Annotated in this window: 19 protein-coding genes; 13 read left to right on the top strand and 6 right to left on the bottom strand. The window is 58.1% G+C overall.

Translation table 11 applies throughout. The annotated features are described in order from the left end of the window. The first annotated feature begins 209 nt into the window (after window positions 1-209). The 7 genes from gltA (at window position 210) to IEI95_RS16685 (ending at window position 7,920) form a co-directional block, all read left to right on the top strand. A complete protein-coding gene (gene gltA, locus IEI95_RS16715; RefSeq protein ID WP_015916260.1) occupies window positions 210-1,499 on the top strand; it encodes a citrate synthase in 1,290 nt (429 codons plus the stop codon). A gap of 197 nt (window positions 1,500-1,696) precedes the next feature. Beyond that, entirely contained in the window at window positions 1,697-3,586 is a 1,890-nt protein-coding gene (locus IEI95_RS16710; protein ID WP_194416793.1) for a peptidylprolyl isomerase, read from the top strand. Between the two features lie 21 nt (window positions 3,587-3,607). Next, entirely contained in the window at window positions 3,608-4,630 is a 1,023-nt protein-coding gene (gene trpD, locus IEI95_RS16705; protein ID WP_194416792.1) for an anthranilate phosphoribosyltransferase, read from the top strand. Continuing rightward, on the top strand, window positions 4,627-5,442 hold the full coding sequence (trpC, locus tag IEI95_RS16700; protein WP_194416791.1) for an indole-3-glycerol phosphate synthase TrpC: 816 nt from the start codon (window positions 4,627-4,629) through the stop codon (window positions 5,440-5,442). The genes trpD and trpC overlap by 4 nt, the downstream gene beginning before the upstream one ends. Then, window positions 5,439-5,924: a cyclic pyranopterin monophosphate synthase MoaC gene (moaC, locus tag IEI95_RS16695; RefSeq protein WP_194416790.1), complete on the top strand. Its 486-nt coding sequence runs from the start codon at window positions 5,439-5,441 to the stop codon at window positions 5,922-5,924. Before trpC ends, moaC begins: the two co-directional genes overlap by 4 nt. Then, complete coding sequence (locus IEI95_RS16690) at window positions 5,924-7,141, top strand: molybdopterin molybdotransferase MoeA (RefSeq protein ID WP_194416789.1); 1,218 nt, start codon at window positions 5,924-5,926, stop codon at window positions 7,139-7,141. The genes moaC and IEI95_RS16690 overlap by 1 nt, the downstream gene beginning before the upstream one ends. A gap of 74 nt (window positions 7,142-7,215) precedes the next feature. Beyond that, a complete protein-coding gene (locus IEI95_RS16685) occupies window positions 7,216-7,920 on the top strand; it encodes a phosphatase PAP2 family protein (RefSeq protein WP_234894807.1) in 705 nt (234 codons plus the stop codon). Here IEI95_RS16685 and IEI95_RS16680 read toward each other — a convergent pair whose 3' ends face one another. Continuing rightward, entirely contained in the window at window positions 7,921-9,375 is a 1,455-nt protein-coding gene (locus IEI95_RS16680; RefSeq protein ID WP_194416788.1) for a cobyric acid synthase, read from the bottom strand. A gap of 568 nt (window positions 9,376-9,943) precedes the next feature. On the opposite strand from IEI95_RS16680, the gene IEI95_RS16675 reads away from it, so the two are divergent. The 3 genes from IEI95_RS16675 (at window position 9,944) to IEI95_RS16665 (ending at window position 13,114) form a co-directional block, all read left to right on the top strand. After that, a complete protein-coding gene (locus tag IEI95_RS16675) occupies window positions 9,944-10,942 on the top strand; it encodes an ABC transporter substrate-binding protein (protein WP_156536276.1) in 999 nt (332 codons plus the stop codon). A 200-nt stretch (window positions 10,943-11,142) separates the two neighbouring features. Then, entirely contained in the window at window positions 11,143-12,057 is a 915-nt protein-coding gene (locus tag IEI95_RS16670; RefSeq protein ID WP_194416787.1) for an ABC transporter permease, read from the top strand. Then, window positions 12,050-13,114: a quaternary amine ABC transporter ATP-binding protein gene (locus IEI95_RS16665; RefSeq protein ID WP_156536274.1), complete on the top strand. Its 1,065-nt coding sequence runs from the start codon at window positions 12,050-12,052 to the stop codon at window positions 13,112-13,114. Before IEI95_RS16670 ends, IEI95_RS16665 begins: the two co-directional genes overlap by 8 nt. A 95-nt stretch (window positions 13,115-13,209) precedes the next feature. On the opposite strand, the gene IEI95_RS16660 is transcribed toward IEI95_RS16665, so the two are convergent. After that, a complete protein-coding gene (locus IEI95_RS16660) occupies window positions 13,210-14,232 on the bottom strand; it encodes a glycosyltransferase family 2 protein (RefSeq protein ID WP_194416786.1) in 1,023 nt (340 codons plus the stop codon). A gap of 407 nt (window positions 14,233-14,639) precedes the next feature. Here IEI95_RS16660 and IEI95_RS16655 point away from each other — a divergent pair, with 407 nt between their 5' ends. Both IEI95_RS16655 and IEI95_RS16650 read left to right on the top strand, forming a co-directional pair. Next, window positions 14,640-14,987 carry a hypothetical protein gene (locus IEI95_RS16655; protein ID WP_156536272.1) on the top strand — a complete coding sequence of 116 codons (348 nt, stop codon included), beginning with the start codon at window positions 14,640-14,642 and terminating at the stop codon, window positions 14,985-14,987. Next, window positions 14,984-16,750, top strand: coding sequence for an O-linked N-acetylglucosamine transferase, SPINDLY family protein (locus tag IEI95_RS16650; protein ID WP_156536271.1), 1,767 nt, complete (start codon window positions 14,984-14,986; stop codon window positions 16,748-16,750). The genes IEI95_RS16655 and IEI95_RS16650 overlap by 4 nt, the downstream gene beginning before the upstream one ends. A gap of 22 nt (window positions 16,751-16,772) precedes the next feature. On the opposite strand, the gene IEI95_RS16645 is transcribed toward IEI95_RS16650, so the two are convergent. From IEI95_RS16645 to IEI95_RS16635, 3 genes are all read right to left on the bottom strand, one after another. Further along, the gene (locus IEI95_RS16645; RefSeq protein ID WP_156536270.1) at window positions 16,773-17,528 is read right to left on the bottom strand and encodes a phosphodiester glycosidase family protein; all 756 of its coding nucleotides are present in this window, start codon (window positions 17,526-17,528) and stop codon (window positions 16,773-16,775) included. 161 nt (window positions 17,529-17,689) lie between these two features. Further along, on the bottom strand, window positions 17,690-17,842 hold the full coding sequence (locus IEI95_RS16640) for a hypothetical protein (protein WP_156536269.1): 153 nt from the start codon (window positions 17,840-17,842) through the stop codon (window positions 17,690-17,692). A gap of 82 nt (window positions 17,843-17,924) precedes the next feature. Next, complete coding sequence (locus IEI95_RS16635) at window positions 17,925-18,083, bottom strand: entericidin domain-containing protein (RefSeq protein ID WP_070165145.1); 159 nt, start codon at window positions 18,081-18,083, stop codon at window positions 17,925-17,927. Window positions 18,084-18,298: 215 nt separating this feature from the next. On the opposite strand from IEI95_RS16635, the gene IEI95_RS16630 reads away from it, so the two are divergent. Next, window positions 18,299-19,078, top strand: a complete 780-nt coding sequence (locus IEI95_RS16630; RefSeq protein WP_234891160.1) for a formyl transferase — start codon at window positions 18,299-18,301, stop codon at window positions 19,076-19,078. Between the two features lie 16 nt (window positions 19,079-19,094). Here the strand turns inward: IEI95_RS16630 and IEI95_RS16625 are convergent, their stop codons facing one another. Continuing rightward, window positions 19,095-20,474: a cytochrome P450 gene (locus IEI95_RS16625; RefSeq protein WP_156536268.1), complete on the bottom strand. Its 1,380-nt coding sequence runs from the start codon at window positions 20,472-20,474 to the stop codon at window positions 19,095-19,097. Window positions 20,475-20,494 lie beyond the last annotated feature (20 nt).

The following is a 20,494-nucleotide window of genomic DNA, read 5'->3' as shown; positions in this document are numbered from 1 at the left end:
AATCAAAAGCTGTAGGAGAAAGGGGGTGTAAACCAAGAAAAGCAGTTCTGGCAATAACGCATGCCTGCAATGCAAGTGCCGATTTATTGCAATGCACACTTTGTCCTTTGGATAGCTTGGCATTAACCTCTGGATCATATAGCTAATTGCAACGCTTAACCTGGGACGAGGCGAAAGCTGCGTCTCCCGCCTATATCCGGAGGATCACCATGACGGAACAAAGCGCAAACTTGAAGATTGAGGACAAGGCCGTCGATCTTGACGTGCGAAGCGGCACGATCGGCCCCGATGTTATCGACATCGGCGCTCTTTATAAGCATACCGGCAAGTTTACCTATGATCCCGGATTTACCTCCACGGCATCATGCGAATCGAAAATCACCTATATCGACGGCGACGAAGGCGTGCTGCTGCACCGCGGCTACCCCATCGAACAGCTGGCTGAAAAAGGCGACTTCCTGGAAGTCTGCTACCTGCTGCTCTATGGCGAACTGCCGACAGTTGCTCAGAAAAAAGACTTCGATCACCGCGTCACGCATCACACTATGGTGCATGAGCAGATGTCGAAATTCTTCTCAGGCTATCGTCGCGACGCCCATCCGATGGCAGTCATGGTCGGTACGGTCGGCGCATTGTCGGCTTTCTACCACGACTCGACCGACATCACTGATCCGCACCAGCGCATGGTTGCCAGCCTGCGGATGATCGCCAAGATGCCGACCATCGCCGCCATGGCTTACAAGTATCACATCGGCCAGCCTTTCGTTTATCCCAAGAACGATCTGGATTACGCCGCCAACTTCCTCAACATGTGCTTTGCCGTGCCTTGCGAGGAATACAAGGTCAACCCGGTTCTGGCCCGCGCCATGGATCGGATCTTCATCCTGCATGCAGATCACGAGCAGAACGCCTCCACCTCCACGGTGCGCCTGGCTGGCTCTTCGGGTGCCAATCCGTTTGCCTGCATCGCGGCCGGTATCGCCTGCCTTTGGGGCCCTGCCCATGGCGGCGCCAACGAAGCGGCCCTGAACATGCTCCGCGAAATCGGCACGGTTGACCGGATTCCGGAATATATCGCCCGCGCCAAGGACAAGAACGATCCGTTCCGCCTGATGGGCTTCGGTCACCGGGTCTACAAGAACTACGACCCGCGCGCCAAGATCATGCAGAAGACCATGTATGAAGTGCTGGAAGCCACAGGCAATGCCGGCGATCCGCTGATGCAGGTGGCGCTCGAGCTGGAAAAGATCGCCTTGAGCGACGAATATTTCATCGAGAAGAAGCTCTACCCGAATGTCGATTTCTATTCCGGCATTACGCTTCGTGCTCTCGGCTTCCCGACGGAAATGTTCACCGTTCTGTTCGCGCTCGCCCGCACCGTCGGCTGGATTGCGCAGTGGAACGAAATGATCGAAGATCCGCAGCAGCGCATCGGTCGTCCGCGCCAGCTTTACACCGGCGCACCCAAGCGCGACTACCTGCCCGTCGCCAAGCGCTGATCGGCAATATCCTGCCTTATGCAAAGCCCGGCGATCAATTCGCCGGGCTTTTTCGTGGGCCAGCCTGCAAATGACAGGTTTCATGCCATGGCATTGGGGTTTTCCATCAAGAAAGCCTTCAATTTGTTCAGGGATTGCTTTAAGCAACGGCGACTGCTTCGCATCCGGCGAAGAATATTGATGAGGTTTTCGTTCCGATGCTCGTGATCCTGAGAAAAGCTGCCGGCACCTGGGTGGCAAAAGGGCTTCTTCTTTTGCTTGTCGCGTCCTTCGCGATTTGGGGCATTTCCAGCTCGATCATGAGCGACACGTCGGACAAGGTCATCAAGGTCGGCAGCCAGAGCGTCAATTCCAACGAATTCCGCCTCGCCTATCAGCGACAGATCTCCGATCTCAGCCGCCGTTTCGGCACGCAATTGACAAGCGAGCAGGCCCGTTCGCTCGGCATCGAGTCGCAGGTCTACCAGCAGCTTGTCGCGGGTGCGGCCCTCGATCAGCTGGCCTCGGACATGAATCTCGGCCTTTCCCAGGACCGCCTGGCGCAGTTGATCGGTGACGATCCGGCCTTCAAGAACACCAATGGCCAGTTCGACCGGCAATTGTTCACCTCACGGCTGCGCAATTCCGGCATTCGCGAGCAGGATTATATCACCGAGCGCTCCAAGGTCGCGGTTCGCAGCCAGATCGTCGATGCGACGGCGGAAGGGTTTGTCCCCCCGAAGGTGTTGGTTGATGCGCTGAAGCTCTATCGCCAGGAAAGCCGCAGCATTGACTACCTGCTGCTGACCACTGCCAATATCGACCCGATCAAGGCACCGGACGACACGGTTCTGAAAACCTGGTTCAACACGATGAAATCGCGCTACCGCGCGCCGGAATATCGCAGCTTTTCCTATGTAAAACTGGAGCCTGCCGATATCGCCGATCCGAAAGCCGTGACCGACGAGCAGGTGAAGCAGGAATACGACGCCAACCTCAAGAAATTCGAAGTGGCCGGCACGCGGACGCTGGAACAATTGACGTTCCCGACCAAGGAACTGGCCGAAACCGCTGCTCAGACGCTGAAGAATGGCAAGACCTTCGATCAGTTGGTGGCCGACCAGGGCAAGACGGCGACAGATGTGCTGCTGGGTGATTTCACCCGGGCGGATATTCCCGACCAGAAACTGGCAGATGCCGCATTCGCAGTCGCAAAGGACAGCGATACGACACCTGTCGTTGAAGGCGCCTTCGGCCCGGTTATTCTGCGGGTCAGCAACATCAAGCCAAGCCACACGAAGACGCTGGACGAAGTCAAAGATCAGATTCGCGCTGATCTTGCCGCCAATGCCGCAGCCCAGCAGATCAATGACGTGCATGACCGGTTTGAGGATATGCGCGCCTCCGGTTCGAGCCTCGAGGAAGCCGCCACCAAGGCTGGCCTGAAAGCCATCAAGGTTGAAGGTATCGATGCTCAGGGACAGGACAAGACCGGCAAGGCCGCAGAAAATCTGCCGGAAAAAGCCAATCTGTTGAAATCAGTCTTCGAAACCGAAGCGGGTGCAGAGCCCCTGCCGCTCAATATCGGCAGAAATGGCTATCTGTGGTTCGACGTGACGTCCATCGATGCGTCTCGTGAGAGAACGCTGGACGAGGTCAAGGACAAGGCCGTTGCCGACTGGACCACCGAGCAGCAGAAACAAGCGCTGGGCGCCAAGGTGGAGCAGTTGAAGGCCAAGGCGGATACGGGAGTGGCACTGGCTGATCTCGCGACTGAACTGGCCATCGGCGTTGAGACCAAGGCCGGTCTTCGCCGCGATACCGAAGATCCGGTGCTTGGCCCTGCCGCCGTCCAGGCCGCATTCCGTGGACCTTCCGGCACGGTAGGCTCGGCGGTTGGTGCCGATCCGATGACCCAGATCCTGTTGAAGGTTACGGATGTCAACACCCAGCCGACCGGCGATGTCGTAGACCAGCAGGAAAGCCAGATTACCGCGCTGGCGAAATCCGCCGGTGACGATATTCTCGATCAGATGGTCAACCAGCTCCAGACCAAATATGGCGTCACCATCAATCAGGCGCTGGCCCAGCAGGCCATCACACGCTGAACCGCCGGGAGGGCGAAGCATATGAACGGGCTGAAGCCATTCATCGCAAAGGTCGCCAGCGGGCAAGCACTGACACGGGATGAGGCGGCAGACGCCTTCAATATCCTGATGTCGGGAGAGGCAACGCCTGCCCAGATTGGCGGCTTCCTGATTGCCCTGCGCATGCGCGGCGAAACCGTGCCGGAGATTGTCGGCGCGGTCACCGTCATGCGTCAAAAGATGCTGCCTGTCATCGCACCCGCGGATGCCATCGACATCGTTGGAACGGGCGGAGATGGAACCGGCACCTATAATATCTCGACGCTGGCGGCTTTGATCGTTGCAGGCGCGGGCGTTCCGGTCGCCAAGCACGGCAACAAGGCGCTCAGCTCGAAATCCGGTGCGGCTGATAGTCTGACTGCACTGGGCGTCAAGCTGGATATCGATCCATCCGTCATTGGCCGCTGCATATCGGAGGCTGGCGTCGGCTTCATGTTTGCCCAGCTGCATCACTCTGCCATGCGCCATGTCGGCCCGGCGAGGGTGGAACTTGGCACGCGCACCATTTTCAACCTTCTGGGACCGCTCGCCAATCCGGCTGGCGTCAAAAAGCAGTTGCTCGGCGTCTATGCGCCTGAATGGGTGATACCGCTAGCCGAGACCCTGCGTGACCTGGGCAGCGAGAGCATCTGGGTCGTGCATGGCAATGGCCTTGATGAAATCACCACGACCGGAACGACGCAGGTGGCGGCGCTCGAACAGGGCAAGATCCGCAGTTTTGAGCTGACGCCCGGAGATTTTGGCGTGGAACAGGTTGAGCTGGCCGCCCTGAAGGGTGGCGACGGCGAATATAATGCCAAGGCCTTGCGCGCTGTTCTTGAAGGTGAGAAAAATGCCTATCGCGACGTGGCGCTCTGCAATGCCGCCGCGGCCCTGGTGATTGCCGGAAAAGCCACCACGCTGGCAGACGGCATGGCGCTCGGCGCGCAATCGTTGGACAGCGGCGCTGCCCTGAAACGGCTGGAGACATTGATTAACGTCTCCAATGGAGAACATTCGGCATGAGTGACATCCTGAAAAAAATCGAAGCCTATAAGCGCGAGGAAATCGCGGCAGCCAAGAATGCCGTACCGCTGGACGAGATCAAGGCCCGCGCCGCCGACCAGCCACCGGCACGTGGCTTCTACAAGGCATTGCGGGCAAAGCAGGCTGCTGGCAGTTTCGGACTGATTGCTGAAATCAAGAAGGCCAGCCCGTCAAAAGGCCTGATCCGTCCCGATTTCGATCCGCCTGCGCTGGCCCAAGCCTATGAGGCGGGTGGGGCTGCCTGTCTGTCCGTGCTGACCGACGCTCCAAGCTTTCAGGGCGCGCCGGACTTTCTGGTCGCAGCCCGGGCGGCCTGCACACTTCCGGCGCTGCGCAAGGATTTCATGTTCGAGGCCTATCAGGTGCATGAAGCGCGTGCCTGGGGCGCAGATTGTATCCTGCTGATCATGGCATCCTTGTCGGATTCTGAAGCCGCAGATCTGGAAGGGGAATCCCTGGCGCTCGGCATGGACGTGCTGATCGAGGTACATGATGAAGAGGAAATGCTGCGGGCGCTGAAACTCGCCTCACCGCTCGTCGGCATCAACAATCGCAATCTGCGGACGTTCGAGGTCGATCTTGCCGTCAGCGAACGGCTGGCCGCCATGGTTCCTGCAGATCGGTTGCTGGTTGGTGAAAGCGGAATTTTCACTCACGAAGACTGCCTTCGCCTGCAAAAGTCCGGCATCGAAACTTTCCTGGTCGGAGAAAGCCTGATGCGCAAGGACGATGTGACTGGCGCAACCAAGGCCTTGTTGACCGGTGCGTCCGACCGCATAGCCGCCGAATGAGCGGCCTGACCCATATCGGTGCTGCGGGCGAAGCGCATATGGTCGATGTCGGCGACAAGGTCGAGACCGTGCGGGTCGCTATAGCCGAGGGTCATATCCGCATGGCACCGGAAACGCTGGCGTTAATCCGCGACGGCAACGCCAAGAAGGGCGACGTGATCGGCACGGCACGGCTGGCCGGCATCATGGCCGCCAAGCGCACGGCAGACCTGATCCCTCTCTGTCATCCATTGATGTTGACCAAGGTCAGTGTCGACATCACCGAGGACACCACCCTGCCCGGCCTGCGCGTCACAGCAACCGTCAAACTGACCGGCAAGACCGGCGTCGAGATGGAAGCGCTGACTGCCGTTTCGGTTGCCTGCCTGACGATTTACGACATGGCAAAAGCCGCCGACAAGACCATGGAGATCGGCGGAGTTCGGGTGGTTGAAAAGACCGGCGGAAAATCCGGCCCGTTTCGTCATCCGGAGGCCATATAATGGCGCTGCTGCCAGTGGAAGAGGCCCAAGCCAGACTGCTGGCGTCTGCGAGCCCGTTGCAGGACACCGAAATTCTGCCGCTCCGCCAAGCCCGCAATCGCATTCTCGCAGCGGATATGGCAGCTCGGCTGACGCAGCCGCCTTTCGATGCTTCGGCCATGGACGGCTACGCGCTGCGGGCCGAAGATGCCCTCTCGCCGGGGACTGAATTGTCCGTGGTCGGCCAATCGGCGGCCGGGCACGGCTTTGATGGCAGGGTAGGCGCCGGTCAATGCGTGCGGATCTTTACCGGCGCCCCGGTGCCAGAGGGCGCCGATAGCGTCCTCATTCAGGAAGATACGGAACCGGCAGAAAAGAGCCTTCGTATCCGCACCACATTCGCTGCTGTGCAAGGACGCCATATCCGGCCTCGCGGCCAGGATTTTGCTGAAGGCACGGTTTTGATTCCGGCAGGTAAGGCTTTGGATTTTGCCAAGCTGATGCTGGCCGCAAGCGGCAATCATGCAAATGCCCTGGTCTATCGCAAGCCGCTGATCGCCCTTCTCGCCACTGGCGACGAGCTGGTTACGCCTGGTACTGCGCCGGGGCCAAGCCAGATCATCGCTTCGAACACATTTGCCATTGCCGCCCTTGCCGAAAATTTGGGCGCGGATGTGCTGGATCTCGGCATCGTGCCTGATGATCATGACGCCATCGTCGCGGCCATCCGCAAGGCGGAGGCGGCAGGTGCGGATGTGTTGGTGACGACCGGCGGCGCATCGGTCGGCGATCACGACCTGGTGCAGGCCGCGCTTACCGATGCGGGCATGGTGCTGGATTTCTGGAAGATCGCCATGCGCCCGGGCAAACCGCTGATGGTGGGTAAGCTTGGACCGATGCATGTGCTGGGCCTGCCCGGCAATCCTGTCTCCAGCATGGTCTGTAGCTTGCTGTTTCTCGAACCGCTGATTGCCAAGCTCGGCCATCGCACTTTGCCGCAGCGCCTCAAGCACGCCCGCACGGCAACAGCGCTTCCCGCCAACGATCAGCGACAGGACTATCTGCGTGCCCAATTGCGGGTCGATTCGGCGGATGGGCTTTGGGTGACCAGCTTTCCGAAGCAAGATTCCTCGATGATGCGGATTTTCGCCGAGGCCGGGGCCTTGATCGTGCGCCCGCCACATGCATCGGCCCTTCGGGAAGGCGGCCAATGCATGGTGCTGTTGCTGCATCCGTAAACGCCTCTTGGTGAAAGGCATCTGCCGCCTTATCTATTGAAGCCACACGCGGACGACCAAACCCGGAGCACGCCTTGAAATTTCTGCCTGAACGTCTGCGTAACCGGATCGAGCCGCGCCTTCTCGCCAGTCTGACCGTATTGGCCGGTCTTGGGTTGCTGTTTGCAAAAATTGCAGAAGACGTCTTCGATCAGGAAAGCCATGCCTTCGATCGTGCCATATTGCTGGCGCTCCGGATCAAGGACGATCCCGGCCTGACCATCGGCCCGCCCTGGCTGGTCAATTCAGTCCGCGACATTACCAGCCTTGGCGGCTTCACGGTGATTACCCTCGTTACCGTGCTGACGGTGTTCTATCTGCTTGCGGCGGGCAAAACCCGCAATGCCGTGATTGTCGGACTGTCGATTTCGCTCGGAGCCTTAGCCGAATCTGGTCTGAAACTGCTGTTTTCGCGCGCCCGTCCCGATGTGGTGCCGCATCTGGTCACAGTGCAAACCATGAGCTTTCCAAGCGGCCATGCCATGATGTCGGCCATTACCTATCTGACGCTGGGCGCCATGCTGGCCCGCGCCCAGCCGACATGGCAATTGCGCTATTTCACCTTTGGTGCTGGCCTGTTCCTGACGCTGCTGATCGGGGTCAGCCGGGTGTTTCTCGGCGTGCATTGGCCAACGGATATCATCGCGGGCTGGACGGTCGGCGGTGCCTGGGCGCTGTGCGTCTGGATGATTGCCGATGCGTTGAACCGCCGCCGCACACCGCTTGAACCGGAACAGTGATCAGCCGATCAACTGGTCCAGCCAGGCCTTGTCCAGCACGCTTTCCAGCTCACGAGCCAGATCGTCCAACGCCTGTTCGACGCTCTGCCGGTAATTTACTGTACCATTGCTGATCCCGAAGCTTTGCAAGAGTGCAGCCCTGTATCCGTCATTGGCAAACAGCCCATGCAGATAGGTGCCCATCACCTTGCCATCAGCGGACATCGCCCCATCGGCGCGACCACGGATCGTCAGGGCAGGACGCTGACAATCCGGGCCATCGGTCTGGCCAAGGTGGATTTCATAGCCGCTCAGGGCCATGTCATATTCCAGCGAATGAGCCGCACTATTGCGCACGGTCTTTTCCGGCGCCATCTCGGTATCGATCTCAAGCAGACCAAGGCCTTCGACGCGGCAGGGAGCGCCCTCCAGCCCCAGCGGATCGGTAACACTGTTGCCAAGCATCTGATAGCCTCCGCAAATGCCGATGATCCGACCACCACGCCGACGATGCAGGGCGAGGTCCTTGTCCCATCCCTGCGCGCGCAGGTCCGCGAGATCGCCAATCGTTGCCTTGGAGCCCGGCAGAATCACCAGCGCCGCATCGGCGGGCAAGGGTTCGCCGGGACGTACATAGACCAGATCGACGGAAGGCTCCGAGGCCAGCGGATCGAAATCGTCGAAATTGGCAATACGTGACAAAACCGGCACGGCGATCTTCAAAGCGCCGGTCGAACTGCGGCTCAATCGTTCCAGCGCCACGCTGTCTTCCGGCGGCAACCGCCCAGCAGCCTTCAGCCAAGGCACGATGCCGAAACTCGGCCAGCCGGTGTAGCGGCCAATGGCTTCGATACCGTCGGCAAACAGGCTCTGGTCTCCCCGGAACTTGTTGATAATATAGCCGCAAATCATCCGGCGGTCTTCCTCCGGCAAGATGGCATGGGTGCCGACCAGCGAGGCAATCACCCCACCGCGATCGATATCGCCAACCAGCACCACCGGCACATTGGCGCGGGTGGCAAAGCCCATATTGGCTATGTCCCCAGCCCTTAAATTAATTTCGGCTGGAGAGCCTGCGCCCTCGACAATCACCAGATCGGCCCCGGCCTTTATCTCCTCGAAACTGTCAAGCACGGCACCCAGCAATTGCGGTTTCAGCCGTTGGTAATCGCGGCCCTTCGCTTGGCCAAACACGCGACCCTGCACGATGATCTGGCTGCCGGTCTCACTTTGCGGCTTCAGCAAAACCGGGTTCATATGCACCGAAGATGGCACGCCACAGGCCAGCGCCTGGAGCCATTGCGCCCTGCCGATTTCTCCGCCATCATCAGCCACGGCGGCATTGTTGGACATGTTCTGCGGCTTGAACGGACGCACGACGCGTCCATGCAGCCGCGCCAACCGGCAAAGCCCCGCCACCAGCACCGTCTTGCCGACATCCGAGCCAGTGCCCTGGAGCATAACCATCCGTGTCATGACGTTTGCCAGCTCCTGCAATTTGGTTCAAAGCGCAACCGTGTTCAGATTTGGCCGCGCGTCCTTCTACCAGACCTCATGTCGATGGTTTGTGGTATGACCTGCGGCCCGCCGGAAGGCAATGGCGGTCAAAGATTGGCTTTTCCACAGTTTTTCCTGAAAAGGATACAGAGCCAGCGGGACCCGGCATGATTGACAGCGCCAGATTCCTGCCTTTTTTCAATCCATTGGGGGTTCATCAGGATGTGAGAGCGCTCGGATTTACCCATGAAAGCATGTGTGTTTGCACGATGCTTAATGGCTTTTATGCGACATTTATTCGAACAAAAAGCTGTAAGGTGGTTGATTTATACGGCCAAGACCCTACCCTTGTCGTTGTCGTAAACAGACAAGGACTGCCTTGGGACTGGACCGGACTTCACAATCCGCCAGGCTCGCCGACGAGCGGTCCTTCCATCCAATATGCCCGACCCGGGTTGCGAAATATGCGGCCGGGATCGGCTGTCATGCGTGAAACAATCACGCCCATGCGCTAAACATGCGCCAATAAAACGGAGAACTCCACGATATGAGGACATTGATCGTTTCCACGATACTCGCCGCCGGATTGTATGGCATGGCCGGTTCTGCCCAGGCTGCCGATTGCGGTTCGGTCTCCATTGCGGAAATGAACTGGGCCTCAGCCGGCGTCGCGGCCAATGTCGACAAGATCATTCTGGAAAGCGGTTATGGTTGTTCCGTCAATCTGGTGACCGGCGACACCATGCCAACCTTTACCTCAATGAACGAAAAGGGCGAGCCGGATCTGGCCCCTGAGCTTTGGGTCAATACGATTCAAAAGCCGCTGGCGGAAGCCGTCAAGGACGGTCGCCTGCTCAAAGCCGCACGCATTCTAAAGGATGGCGGCGTTGAGGGCTGGTGGGTCCCGAAATATATCACCGACGAGCATCCCGACATCAAGACCGTACAAGACGCGCTGAAACATCCCGAGCTTTTCCCCGCCCCGGAAGATTCGTCCAAGGGTGCTGTTACCAATTGCCCATCCGGTTGGGCCTGCCAGGTGACCACGGAGAATATCTACAAGGCGCTAAAGGGTGACGATGCGGGCTTCCAGCTTGTCGATAGCGGCTCGTCTGCCGCGCTGGACGGCTCGATTGCCAATGCCATTGAAAAGAAGCAGGGATGGCTTGGCTATTATTGGGCGCCGACCGCCATTCTCGGCAAATATGATATGGTCAAGCTTGGCATGGATACTCCCTTCGACAAGGCGGAATGGGACCGCTGCACCTCGGTTGCCGATTGTGCAGATCCCCGTGTCAACGATTATCCGGTCACGGATGTCTATAGTGTCGTTACCAAGAACTTTGCCGAGAAGGCAGGTGTGACGATGGACTATGTCGGCAAACGCCAGTGGGACAATGAAACCATCGGCAAGGTTCTGGCCTGGATGAGCGAAAACCAGGCGGACAATGCCGATGCGGCCGAATATTTCCTGAAGACCTATCCCGATGTCTGGACACAGTGGGTCTCGCCTGACGTCGCTGAAAAGGTCAAGGCCGCTCTTTGACACAGCCCGGAAGGCTGCCTTTCCGCGATCTCTCATCCGTGATGAATTCAATCACTTGCACATGACGATAGACATGTCTCTAACGTCATGTGCGCAGCGGCTTGGCCATGCCACCGCCCCCCCGCAATACAATGATCAGGCCGCATCGATAAAGCCGAACACATCGGCATTGGCTTTGATCCGCACGACAAGGAGCACATATGGCATCCGCTATCTGTAGCTATATCCCCACCCTCCTCTGCCAGTTTCCGGCGGTCGATGACACTCTGATGCGGAGTTTCAAGAAGACCGTCGATACCGGCTTCAAGACGTTCGTCCGCTCCTATGGCGATTTCCTCGACGGATTGACCCTGCCGCTGCAATGGTTCCTGAACTGGCTTCAGGCGCTGTTCGTCGATACGCCCTGGATTGTGATGATCATCGCACTGGCCGCTATTGTCTATGGCGTCAGCCGCAATTGGCGCATCACACTCGGCACGGCTCTTGCCATGGTTTTGATCGGCATGGCCGGTCTCTGGCAGGATACCATGATAACGCTTGCCATGGTGACCGTTTGCACGCTGTGCGCCGTCGTCATCGGCATTCCCTTGGGCATTTGGATGGCGCGGTCCGACCGCGCCCAATCAACCTTAAACCCGGTGCTCGACGTGATGCAGACCATGCCGAGTTTCGTCTATCTGATCCCTGTGGTGATGATTTTCGGGATCGGCAAGGTGCCGGGCCTGATCGCAGTGGTGATCTATGCCATCGCGCCGATTATCCGGCTCACCAATCTCGGTATCCGCCTTGTCAGCCGCGAAGCCATAGAAGCGGCAGATGCTTTCGGGTCGTCGGAGAGGCAGAAACTGTTCAATGTGCAGATCCCGCTGGCGCTGCCCAACATCATGGCGGGCATCAACCAGACGATCATGATGTCGCTGGCCATGGTGGTCATCGCCTCGATGATCGGTGTTGGCGGGCTTGGCAAGAACGTCCTGCAGGCCATCACCAACCAGTTCTTCACCATCGGCCTGCTCAACGGCTTTGCCCTTGTGGCAATCGCCATCATTTTTGACAGGGCAAGCCAAGCCTATGGCAAACGCCTCCAGAAACATACACAGGTGCTGGATGGCTAGTCACGGCATAGACATCCGCAATCTCTACAAGATTTTCGGCCCCGATGAGAAAGCCCATATCGACGCCGTACGCCAGGGCATCACCAAGGCCGAGTTGAATGACAGGCACCACCACGTGCTCGGCCTGCGCGACATCAGCATCGACATGCCCGGTGGCGAGATCACCGTGGTCATGGGACTTTCAGGCTCCGGCAAATCCACGCTGATCCGCCATATCAACCGGTTGATCGAGCCGACAGCGGGCGAAGTGCTCTATGACGGAACCGACATATGCGCCATGTCGCCTGCGCAGCTGCGCGATTTCCGACGCCGGAAAACCGCGATGGTCTTTCAGAAGTTCGGCCTGCTGCCACATCGAACCGTGATGGAAAACGTCCTCTACGGCCTCGATATCCAGGGCATGCCACGGCAGGAAAGCCTTGCCAAGGGGCATTACTGGATCGAGCGGGTCGGGCTTTCCGGCTTTGAGAATCATTACCCGAACCAGCTTTCCGGTGGCATGCAGCAGCGCGTCGGCCTGGCGCGGGCCTTGGCAACCGATGCCGATATCCTCTTGATGGACGAGGCCTATTCCGCGCTGGACCCGTTGATCCGGGTCGATATGCAGACCATGTTGATCGACTTGCAGCAGGAATTGCAAAAGACCGTGGTGTTCATCACCCACGATCTGGACGAGGCTTTGCGTCTGGGCGACAAGATCGCCATTCTGCGCGATGGCGAGGTGGTGCAGCAGGGCAGCGGTCAGGATATCGTGCTGCGTCCAGCGGACGATTACATCTCCGCCTTCGTGCGCGAGGTCAATCGCGGTCGGGTGATCCGCATCGGCACGGTGATGGCCCCAGCACACAGCCAGTCCGGCCAGTTCAAGCTCACCGCCCGCACGACTCTGGAGGCGGCGGCCCGGGCCATGGTCGAGCAAGGCGTCACAGAGGCGCAAGTGACCGATAAAGCGGGGCACCAGATCGGCACCATCGACCTGTCGATCATCCTTTCGGCCATGGTCTCACCTGCACAAAGTGTGCAACCGGGCGCCCAACCGGCGCTGGCGGCGGAATAAGCAATCCTGGCGGCAAGCAAGACATCAACCCACTGCCTTGCCGCCATTTTCTCCAACTTCGGCATGCAATAGGTCAGGATTGCCGTCGCCTGTCCTTACGCTCCAGCAATAGAAGCTTGAATGAAGGCAACGTATTTGTCCTTGAGACCCGGTTGCAGCCGCTCGGCCATCAGCATGGCGATCTGGAATTGGGTGAAACTATCGGTTTCTTCCAGCGCCATTTCCGCCAGACCTGTGACGCCTTCGGCGTAAAGTTCAGGAGAATCGGCCACCTCCTTGATAAAGCTGCCGAGAAACCGGTTGACCGTGAATTTGCCCAGACGCTGGCGTTCGTCGATGGAAAGCGGCGAGCCGACCCGGTTGATCAGCACGAAAACATCGAGAAACAGCAGAAGCATTTCATAATGAACCGCACTCTCCGGCAGTCCGGCTTCAAGCAGCATAACCTTGCGTTCCGCATCGATCTGCGCCTTTTCAGCCCATTTTGCGGCATTGTAGCGATAGCGGATCGACGGATCATGCGCCATTTTTCCAGTCGAAAACAGGGATAGTGCGACAGCCCAATCGCATGTCGCTGCCTTGGTCGGATGCGATCGCAGAAACAGATCCATTGTCGCAAGCCAGACTTCGCGGCGCAGGATGGAATAGAAACCGCCATTGTTGGTCGGACTGTTCTGTAGATAGGCGAGCATTCTTTCGCCAGGATCATACTCTTCCAGGGCAAAGGCCTGAACCGAACCAGTTTCGGACCGCTGGAGGAAGCTTTCGGTTACCGGTAGCACGCCAACGTAATCGAAGGGCAGATCATCGAGATCGAAAGGCGCCTGATCCGCTTCAGCAAGGATCTCGTCATCATCGCCCATCGGCATGATGAAGGGCGTGGAGGCTGCCTCGACAGCGTTGAACATATTGGCGAAGGCCGTTTGTGCCTCGCTTGCCACATAGGTCAATCGGGGAGACAGGGCCTGCAAATAGGCTTTTTTGGCGGCATCGCCGGAATTGTCGCTGACCACCAGCAGGGCGTCCCGCGCCTCGCAAAAAGCAAGCGCACTGTCGATGGCAGCGCGCGAACCGTCGAGCGGGCGATGGCTGGGCATGCAGATAGTCAGTTCGGCCATAGAAACACTCCGGAAAAATGCGGGCCCCATGACAAGCCCCCATTGCAGAAAATAGCATTCAGGCGGGATCAGCTCTCAGACAATTTTCCCAGCTCAGACTCGAAATGGGTAATTATACAATATCCGCAAAGCTTTGCCGCATTTGGTTCGCCTTTGAAGAACAGCGATATCCTACCGTCAAACGTTGCAGTATCTGTGTCAACCAGCGGATGAAGCCAACCGCAAGCCTCACGCAAGGCTCAACGGAGTCAAATGGTCGATCACCAAACAATGCCGCGAATTATTCGGTTGATAAAATCGCAAGCTCTGCTCCAGCGACGATTGTTTAAGAACCAATGCAGATAATATCGGCAGAGACTCACAACAGACACGCCGGGCAAAAGCCAAGACAGCAGGAGACCTTCATCATGTCCGCCACCGCCGTTACCGACCGAGACACCGTCGCCATGAAGCTGGGTGGATTCTCTGATGACGACAAGGCCTTCCTGGCCCTGATGCTGGAAAACCCCAAGCAGGACGAGACCTTTGCCGAAGGCCTGTTCGCCTATCTGGAACAATCCGCCGGTCAACGCTTCCTCAACTCCCTGAAGCTGGAGCGCTGTGGCGAATGGCTTGGCAATAGCTGCCCGGCCCGGATGCAGATCCGCTTGATGGAAATTGCCAGGTCCAGCCAGCATGGCGTCTACCTGGCCTTTCGCCAGGGGCTGACACGCTCCGGCGGCCTGGAGCGTGCCTATCCGAAATCAGCGCTGTGAGCGTGGGTCCGTCCCCGGCCTTCCTCCAGGCTTTGCAGGCCTATAAGCAGGGCGATCTGCGCGCCTGCCTCGACCGCCTGCATCCGCTTTTGAAAAAACGTCCACCGGACGCCAATATGATGCTGGTGGCGGCGCAATGCCATGCAAAGCTGGAGGAAAAACTCCAGGCCGCCGAGCTTTACGCCCGGGTGGCGGATGTGCAGCCGCAAAATCGCCGGATGTTTCTGCTGATGGCCGCGCGTTTGTATATGCAGATTGATCAGGGGGAGCAGGCGCTTTCCCTGATCCGCAAAGTGCCAGAATCCCAAAATCTCGAATCCCAACACCTCGCATCACTCGACCCGGAAGAGCAAAGAACCTATCGGCGGCTGCTGCGAGGACAATTGTGCCTCAAGGAAATCGAAGCCAGCGACCACGCGCTGGTGGCCGCGATGCGCGATGGCACCAATCCGGCATTTTTCAACATCGACGATCCCTACCAGCACATGCTGTGGTGTGACGACGAGGCGATCAATGGCCGCCAAACCCGGATGGCCAGCGGAAAGCCATTTACGGAGCAATCGCGCCAGGCACGCCGCAGCCTACCCCATCATTTCGGGAAAAAAATCCGTGTCGGTTATCTTTCGTCGGATTTTTCCGACCAACATCCAACCATGCGACTGTTGCAAAGTGTTTTGCTGGGTCACGACGCAGCCCGCTTCGAGATCCACCTATTCTGTCACACCCCAGAGGATATCAGGGAGCTGGATCGGGGACTGCGGCAGACCTACCCCAATCTTCACGACATCCTGCGCATGGACGATGGTACGGCACGCGATTTCATCCGCGGCTTTGACCTTGATATTCTGGTCGATCTCAAAGGCCATACCAAAGATGTCCGCGCCGATCTGATCAATAGTGGCCTTGCCCGCTTGCAGGTCGCCTATCTCGGTTTTCCCGGCTCCGCCTATGGGATCGATTGCGATTATGTCATCTCCGACCTGATCGTCACACCTGACTCATCCAAACCCCATTATCACGAGAGGCTCTGCCGATTGCCGGAAACCTATCAGGCAAACGACAATCGCTATCGCCCGCTGCCACCGGCCACATCCCGCTCCCTGCTCGATCTGCCGGAAAATGCCTTCGTGCTGGCCTCCTTCAACATGGTTCGCAAGATTTCCCCGCAAACCGCGCGTCTCTGGGCAAGAATGCTGGACGCCATTCCCTCATCCATTCTGTGGGTTCTCTGCGCCGGACGCGAGCAGCGCGACCGGCTGGCCGCATTTATGGCCGGGTGCGGAATCGATCGTTCACGCCTTTATTTCACTGGCGCCGAAAGTTACGCGCCGCATATTGCCCGAATGCAGGCGGCCGATCTCGGTCTCGATACCTATCCCTATAACGGCCACACCACGACCTCGGACAAGCTATGGGCGGGCCTGCCGGTCATCACCTTCAAGGGCAGCAATTTCGCTTCAAGGGTGTCTGAAAGCCTGTTGACCGCGCTCAGCGTTCCACAATTGGTGGCGGAGACACCGGATGATATGGTGCGTCTGGCCGCAGACCTGGCGCAGGATCGGCCCCGGCTTGCCGCACTCAGGCAGACGATTGGGGACAATCGGCTGCACGCGCCGCTCTTTGACACGCAACGGTTCACCCGCCATCTGGAACGCGCTTTTGAGTTGATGGTAGAACGGGAAAAGGCCGGCTTGGAACCGGATCACATCGATGTGCCAGCCCTGCCGAGCCGACAGGAACCGTTCAGGCAGGATACTGACTGATAGTCACAAAGATCGAGATGCGTCAGTTGGGGCGCTGGTCTACCACCGCAATGATCGGCCCGAGCGGATAGGCCCGGTCGATTCGGCCAGCCATCGGCTCGGCGAGGCTTGAAATCGTCCCATCCAGATAAAGTGCATTGGCCGCGCCCAACCGGTCACGAAAGAACGTAGCCATATCGTAGAAACGCACAGGGTCTTTGCTCAACGCAAACACCACTTGGCCGCTGGCGTCGATACCGACACCATTGCGGATTTTCAAACTGTCGCTGGTGGGAAGAAACTTCGGGTGCAGAACACCATCAATGACCAGCATCGGGCCGGATTGAGTGGCGAAATCCGCTTCAATCTTCTGGGCTTCGAATTGCCCGGTCTCAAGCACTCCAGCATGGCCGTCTTTGATAAAAAACACGCCATTCGGCTTCAGGTAAAAGTTGCCCCAGCCATCGGCGGTTTCGGCTGGCTTGCGCATCGATCCATATTCCACGAACAGGCCAACGGGACTGAGATCGGAGTGATACATACCGCCATTGACGGCGAAGGTGAGGATCAGTCTTTGCTGCCAAAGCTGGCTTCGCAATGCATCGAACCCACCATAGACATCGCCGTCGGCATTGCGGTTGAAGATGCGAATTGTGCGCGTGGCGGGATCAAATCGACAGACACGATAAGCAACGCCGTTTTCCGTCTGGTCACGACAATTCTGTTCGTCTGCCTCAGCACGCTCTAGAGAAACGACAAGCGGTGAGAGGAACGCAAAAAGCCAAATGACTATTTTCAAACGGAGTGCGTTTTCCGAGCAAAATCTCAAAAGTGAACTCTCACATCAAATATTTGAAGGCGCGACCCTTCTGGTCCGTCTTCTTGCACGGACGCCAATACGCAAGGTTCACGAGGGAATAGAGCAAAAAAGCTAGCTGTATCCCGCCGTTGACGCCACTCTTACTGCTGGGCAGAAGCGGTCATAATGCCCACTTCCTGAGTTTGGCCCGCAAATTGAATCGGCGGACCCTGGAAGGCGACATGCCCAGCGGCCGAAACGACAACCGCCAGAATATAAGCAGCACTCACTTTGGCAACCAGATGCATGGACATGGACCTAACTCCTCTTCCCTTTCCCGAAGCAGCTTTGCTTCATCCCTTGAAGGGCGTGAAGCAAAACTGCTGTTAGGTTGCGTTATTTAGCAGCCTTGGCGACATTATTGCCCGCCGACTGCGTGGCATTCACGGTATTGGCTGTATCTTTGCCCATACCACGGATCGTGTTACCGCATGACGACAATGCGGCAGCGGCAACAAAGAGAGCAGCAACGGCAGCGAGCTTTTTCGTGTTCATATTGGATAAACCCCTATTATGATAATCGGGCACCACAGGTGCCTCGCATTGGCATGAACGCGGCAACTCGAAAAAAGTTCATTCGCACCCAAAGATTTCAGCGTTTTTAACCAAACATTTACGCCGCATGATATCCGCACTTATGAAAGTTTGGTTCAGATTGCTCGCGAGCACATAAATAACATGGGCTAAAGCGGCGCTTGAGGGGATTGATCATGGGGCAGCAGCAGGGCAAAGGCGCAATTCTGGTGATGACCGCCGGGGGGCCAAACCCGTGGATGGTGGTCAACGCGCTGAAAGCCCGTTTCGGTGACGTGCAGGTCCTCTTGGAAGAACAGGAAAGCAAGGCGGAGATTTTTCGACGCCGTCAACGGCGGGTTGGAACCGTGGCAGCACTTGGTCAGCTCGCCACCATGGCCGCCGGCAAATTCATGCGCCGGGCAGCCCAAAAACGCACAGAAACGATCTGCCGGGACTTTGCCGCCAATCCCCATTTCAATCCGCAGATCCCAGTGACTACTGTGCGCAGCATCAACAGTCCCGAGGCACAGGAAGCGATCCAACAGCTCTCTCCGCGCGTGATCCTGTTGGTCAGCACCCGGCTGATGACGACCAAAGTTCTGGCCAGCATGCCCTGCCCCGTGCTTAATCTTCATGCTGGCATCAATCCCGCCTATCGCGGTCAGATGGGCGGCTACTGGGCGCTGGCAAAAGGCGATCGCGGCAATTTCGGCGCAACGGTGCATCTGGTCGATCAGGGCACCGATACAGGCGCGGTCCTCTACCAGGTGCGTGCGCAGCCTAGCTCCGGTGATTTCATCTCCACCTATCCGATGCTGTTGACGGCAGCAGCCCTTCCCATCACCTGCCAGGCGGTTGGCGATGCTCTGGAAGGCAAGCTGAGCCCTATCACGCCGACCGGGCCGTCCGCCCTCTATTTTCCGCCGACCCTCTGGCGCTGGCTGTGGACGGGCCTCACCAAAGGCATCTGGTAGCAAAGAGAACTCTGGTTCAGCTTGAAACCGGCACGTCCTCCCGCCGGTTCTCAATCTCCATGATCAGTTTTTTCTTCGGCCTCAGGGTAATGCGCATCGTCGGCTCCGGTGTCACCTCGCTCTTGTTGCGCAGACGAAAAGTCTTGGCCAGCACCGCCAGAATGGCAACGGCCTCCATGGTTGCAAAAGCACTGCCGATACAGATGCGCGGCCCTGCCCCAAACGGCATGAAGGCGTAGCGATGCCGTGCTTTAACCGCTTCGGGCGCAAAACGGTCGGGATCGAACACCTCCGGCCTGTCCCAGATCAGGCTATGGCGGTGAATGGCATGGATTGGCACCAGCAATATAGTACCCGCCTGGATATGGTGTTGGCCCAACGTAAACGCCTCGTTCGCGGTCCGGGTAATGACCGGCGCTGGCGGATAGAGCCGCATGGCTTCGTTGAAAACCTGCTTGGTATAGGTCAATTTCTCGACATGCTCGGCCAGAACCGGACCATCCCCCACCACACGGCCCAACTCGTCCAGTAGCTTTTGTTCGATAGCCGGATGCTTAGCCAGCAGATGGAATGTCCAGGCAAGCCCAAGGGCGGTGGTTTCATGCCCTGCGGAAATGAAGGTCAGCAGGTTGTCGATGATCTGCTCGTCGTTCATTTCGCGGTCTGTTTCCGGATCGTGAGCCGATAGCAACATCGAGATCAGGTCGGCACGTTCCACGCCTTCAGCGCGCCGCTCGGCAATCATCGTGGCCATGGCGGACCGCAAATAGTCCACGGCGCGGCTTGCCTTTCCCTTGCCGGGATAGGGTATCCATTCCGGCGCCTTCAACATACCAAGCGCAAACATCCAGCCCGTCGGTTCGAGGTAATCGGTAACGCTCTGCTCGACCCGCGCGACATCGATCCTGTCGCGCCCTGTCATCATCGTCTCGACAATGATATCAAATGTCGTCTGCATCATTTCATGACCGATATCGACCGTCTCGCCGGCCTGCCAGGAATCACGGCGGCGTTCGGCTGCGGCAACCATCGCCGGCAGGAAGCCTCTCAGCTTTTCCCATTGAAAACCAGCGGCAACCGATTGGCGCTGCCATTTCCAATGGGCGCCATCAGCGGTCAACAACCCCTGCCCTAAGGCCGGACCCAGTGCACGGCGAACGTCTTCACCCTTGCCAAGCACCGCTGCATTTTTGACCAGAGCCTCATGGATCAGTTCAGGGTCCATCACATGCAGCCGCACCTCATCGCCAAACTGCGAATAGACCAGCTTATGATCATAGATCTGCGGCGGCAGGGCATCCAGCGGATTGCGGATCAGATCAGCAATCACCCGCACCGGCGAACGACGGCTGGCAACAACACCTTCACTCGTAGCGGACAAGACCGGCATATTCATCTGCCATCTCCTTTGCATAG

The sequence above is a fragment of the Agrobacterium vitis genome (assembly GCF_014926405.1).
In the GTDB taxonomy this organism is placed as follows: Bacteria; Pseudomonadota; Alphaproteobacteria; order Rhizobiales; family Rhizobiaceae; genus Allorhizobium; species Allorhizobium vitis_H.
This window is presented reverse-complemented; position numbering and strand designations above follow the sequence as displayed.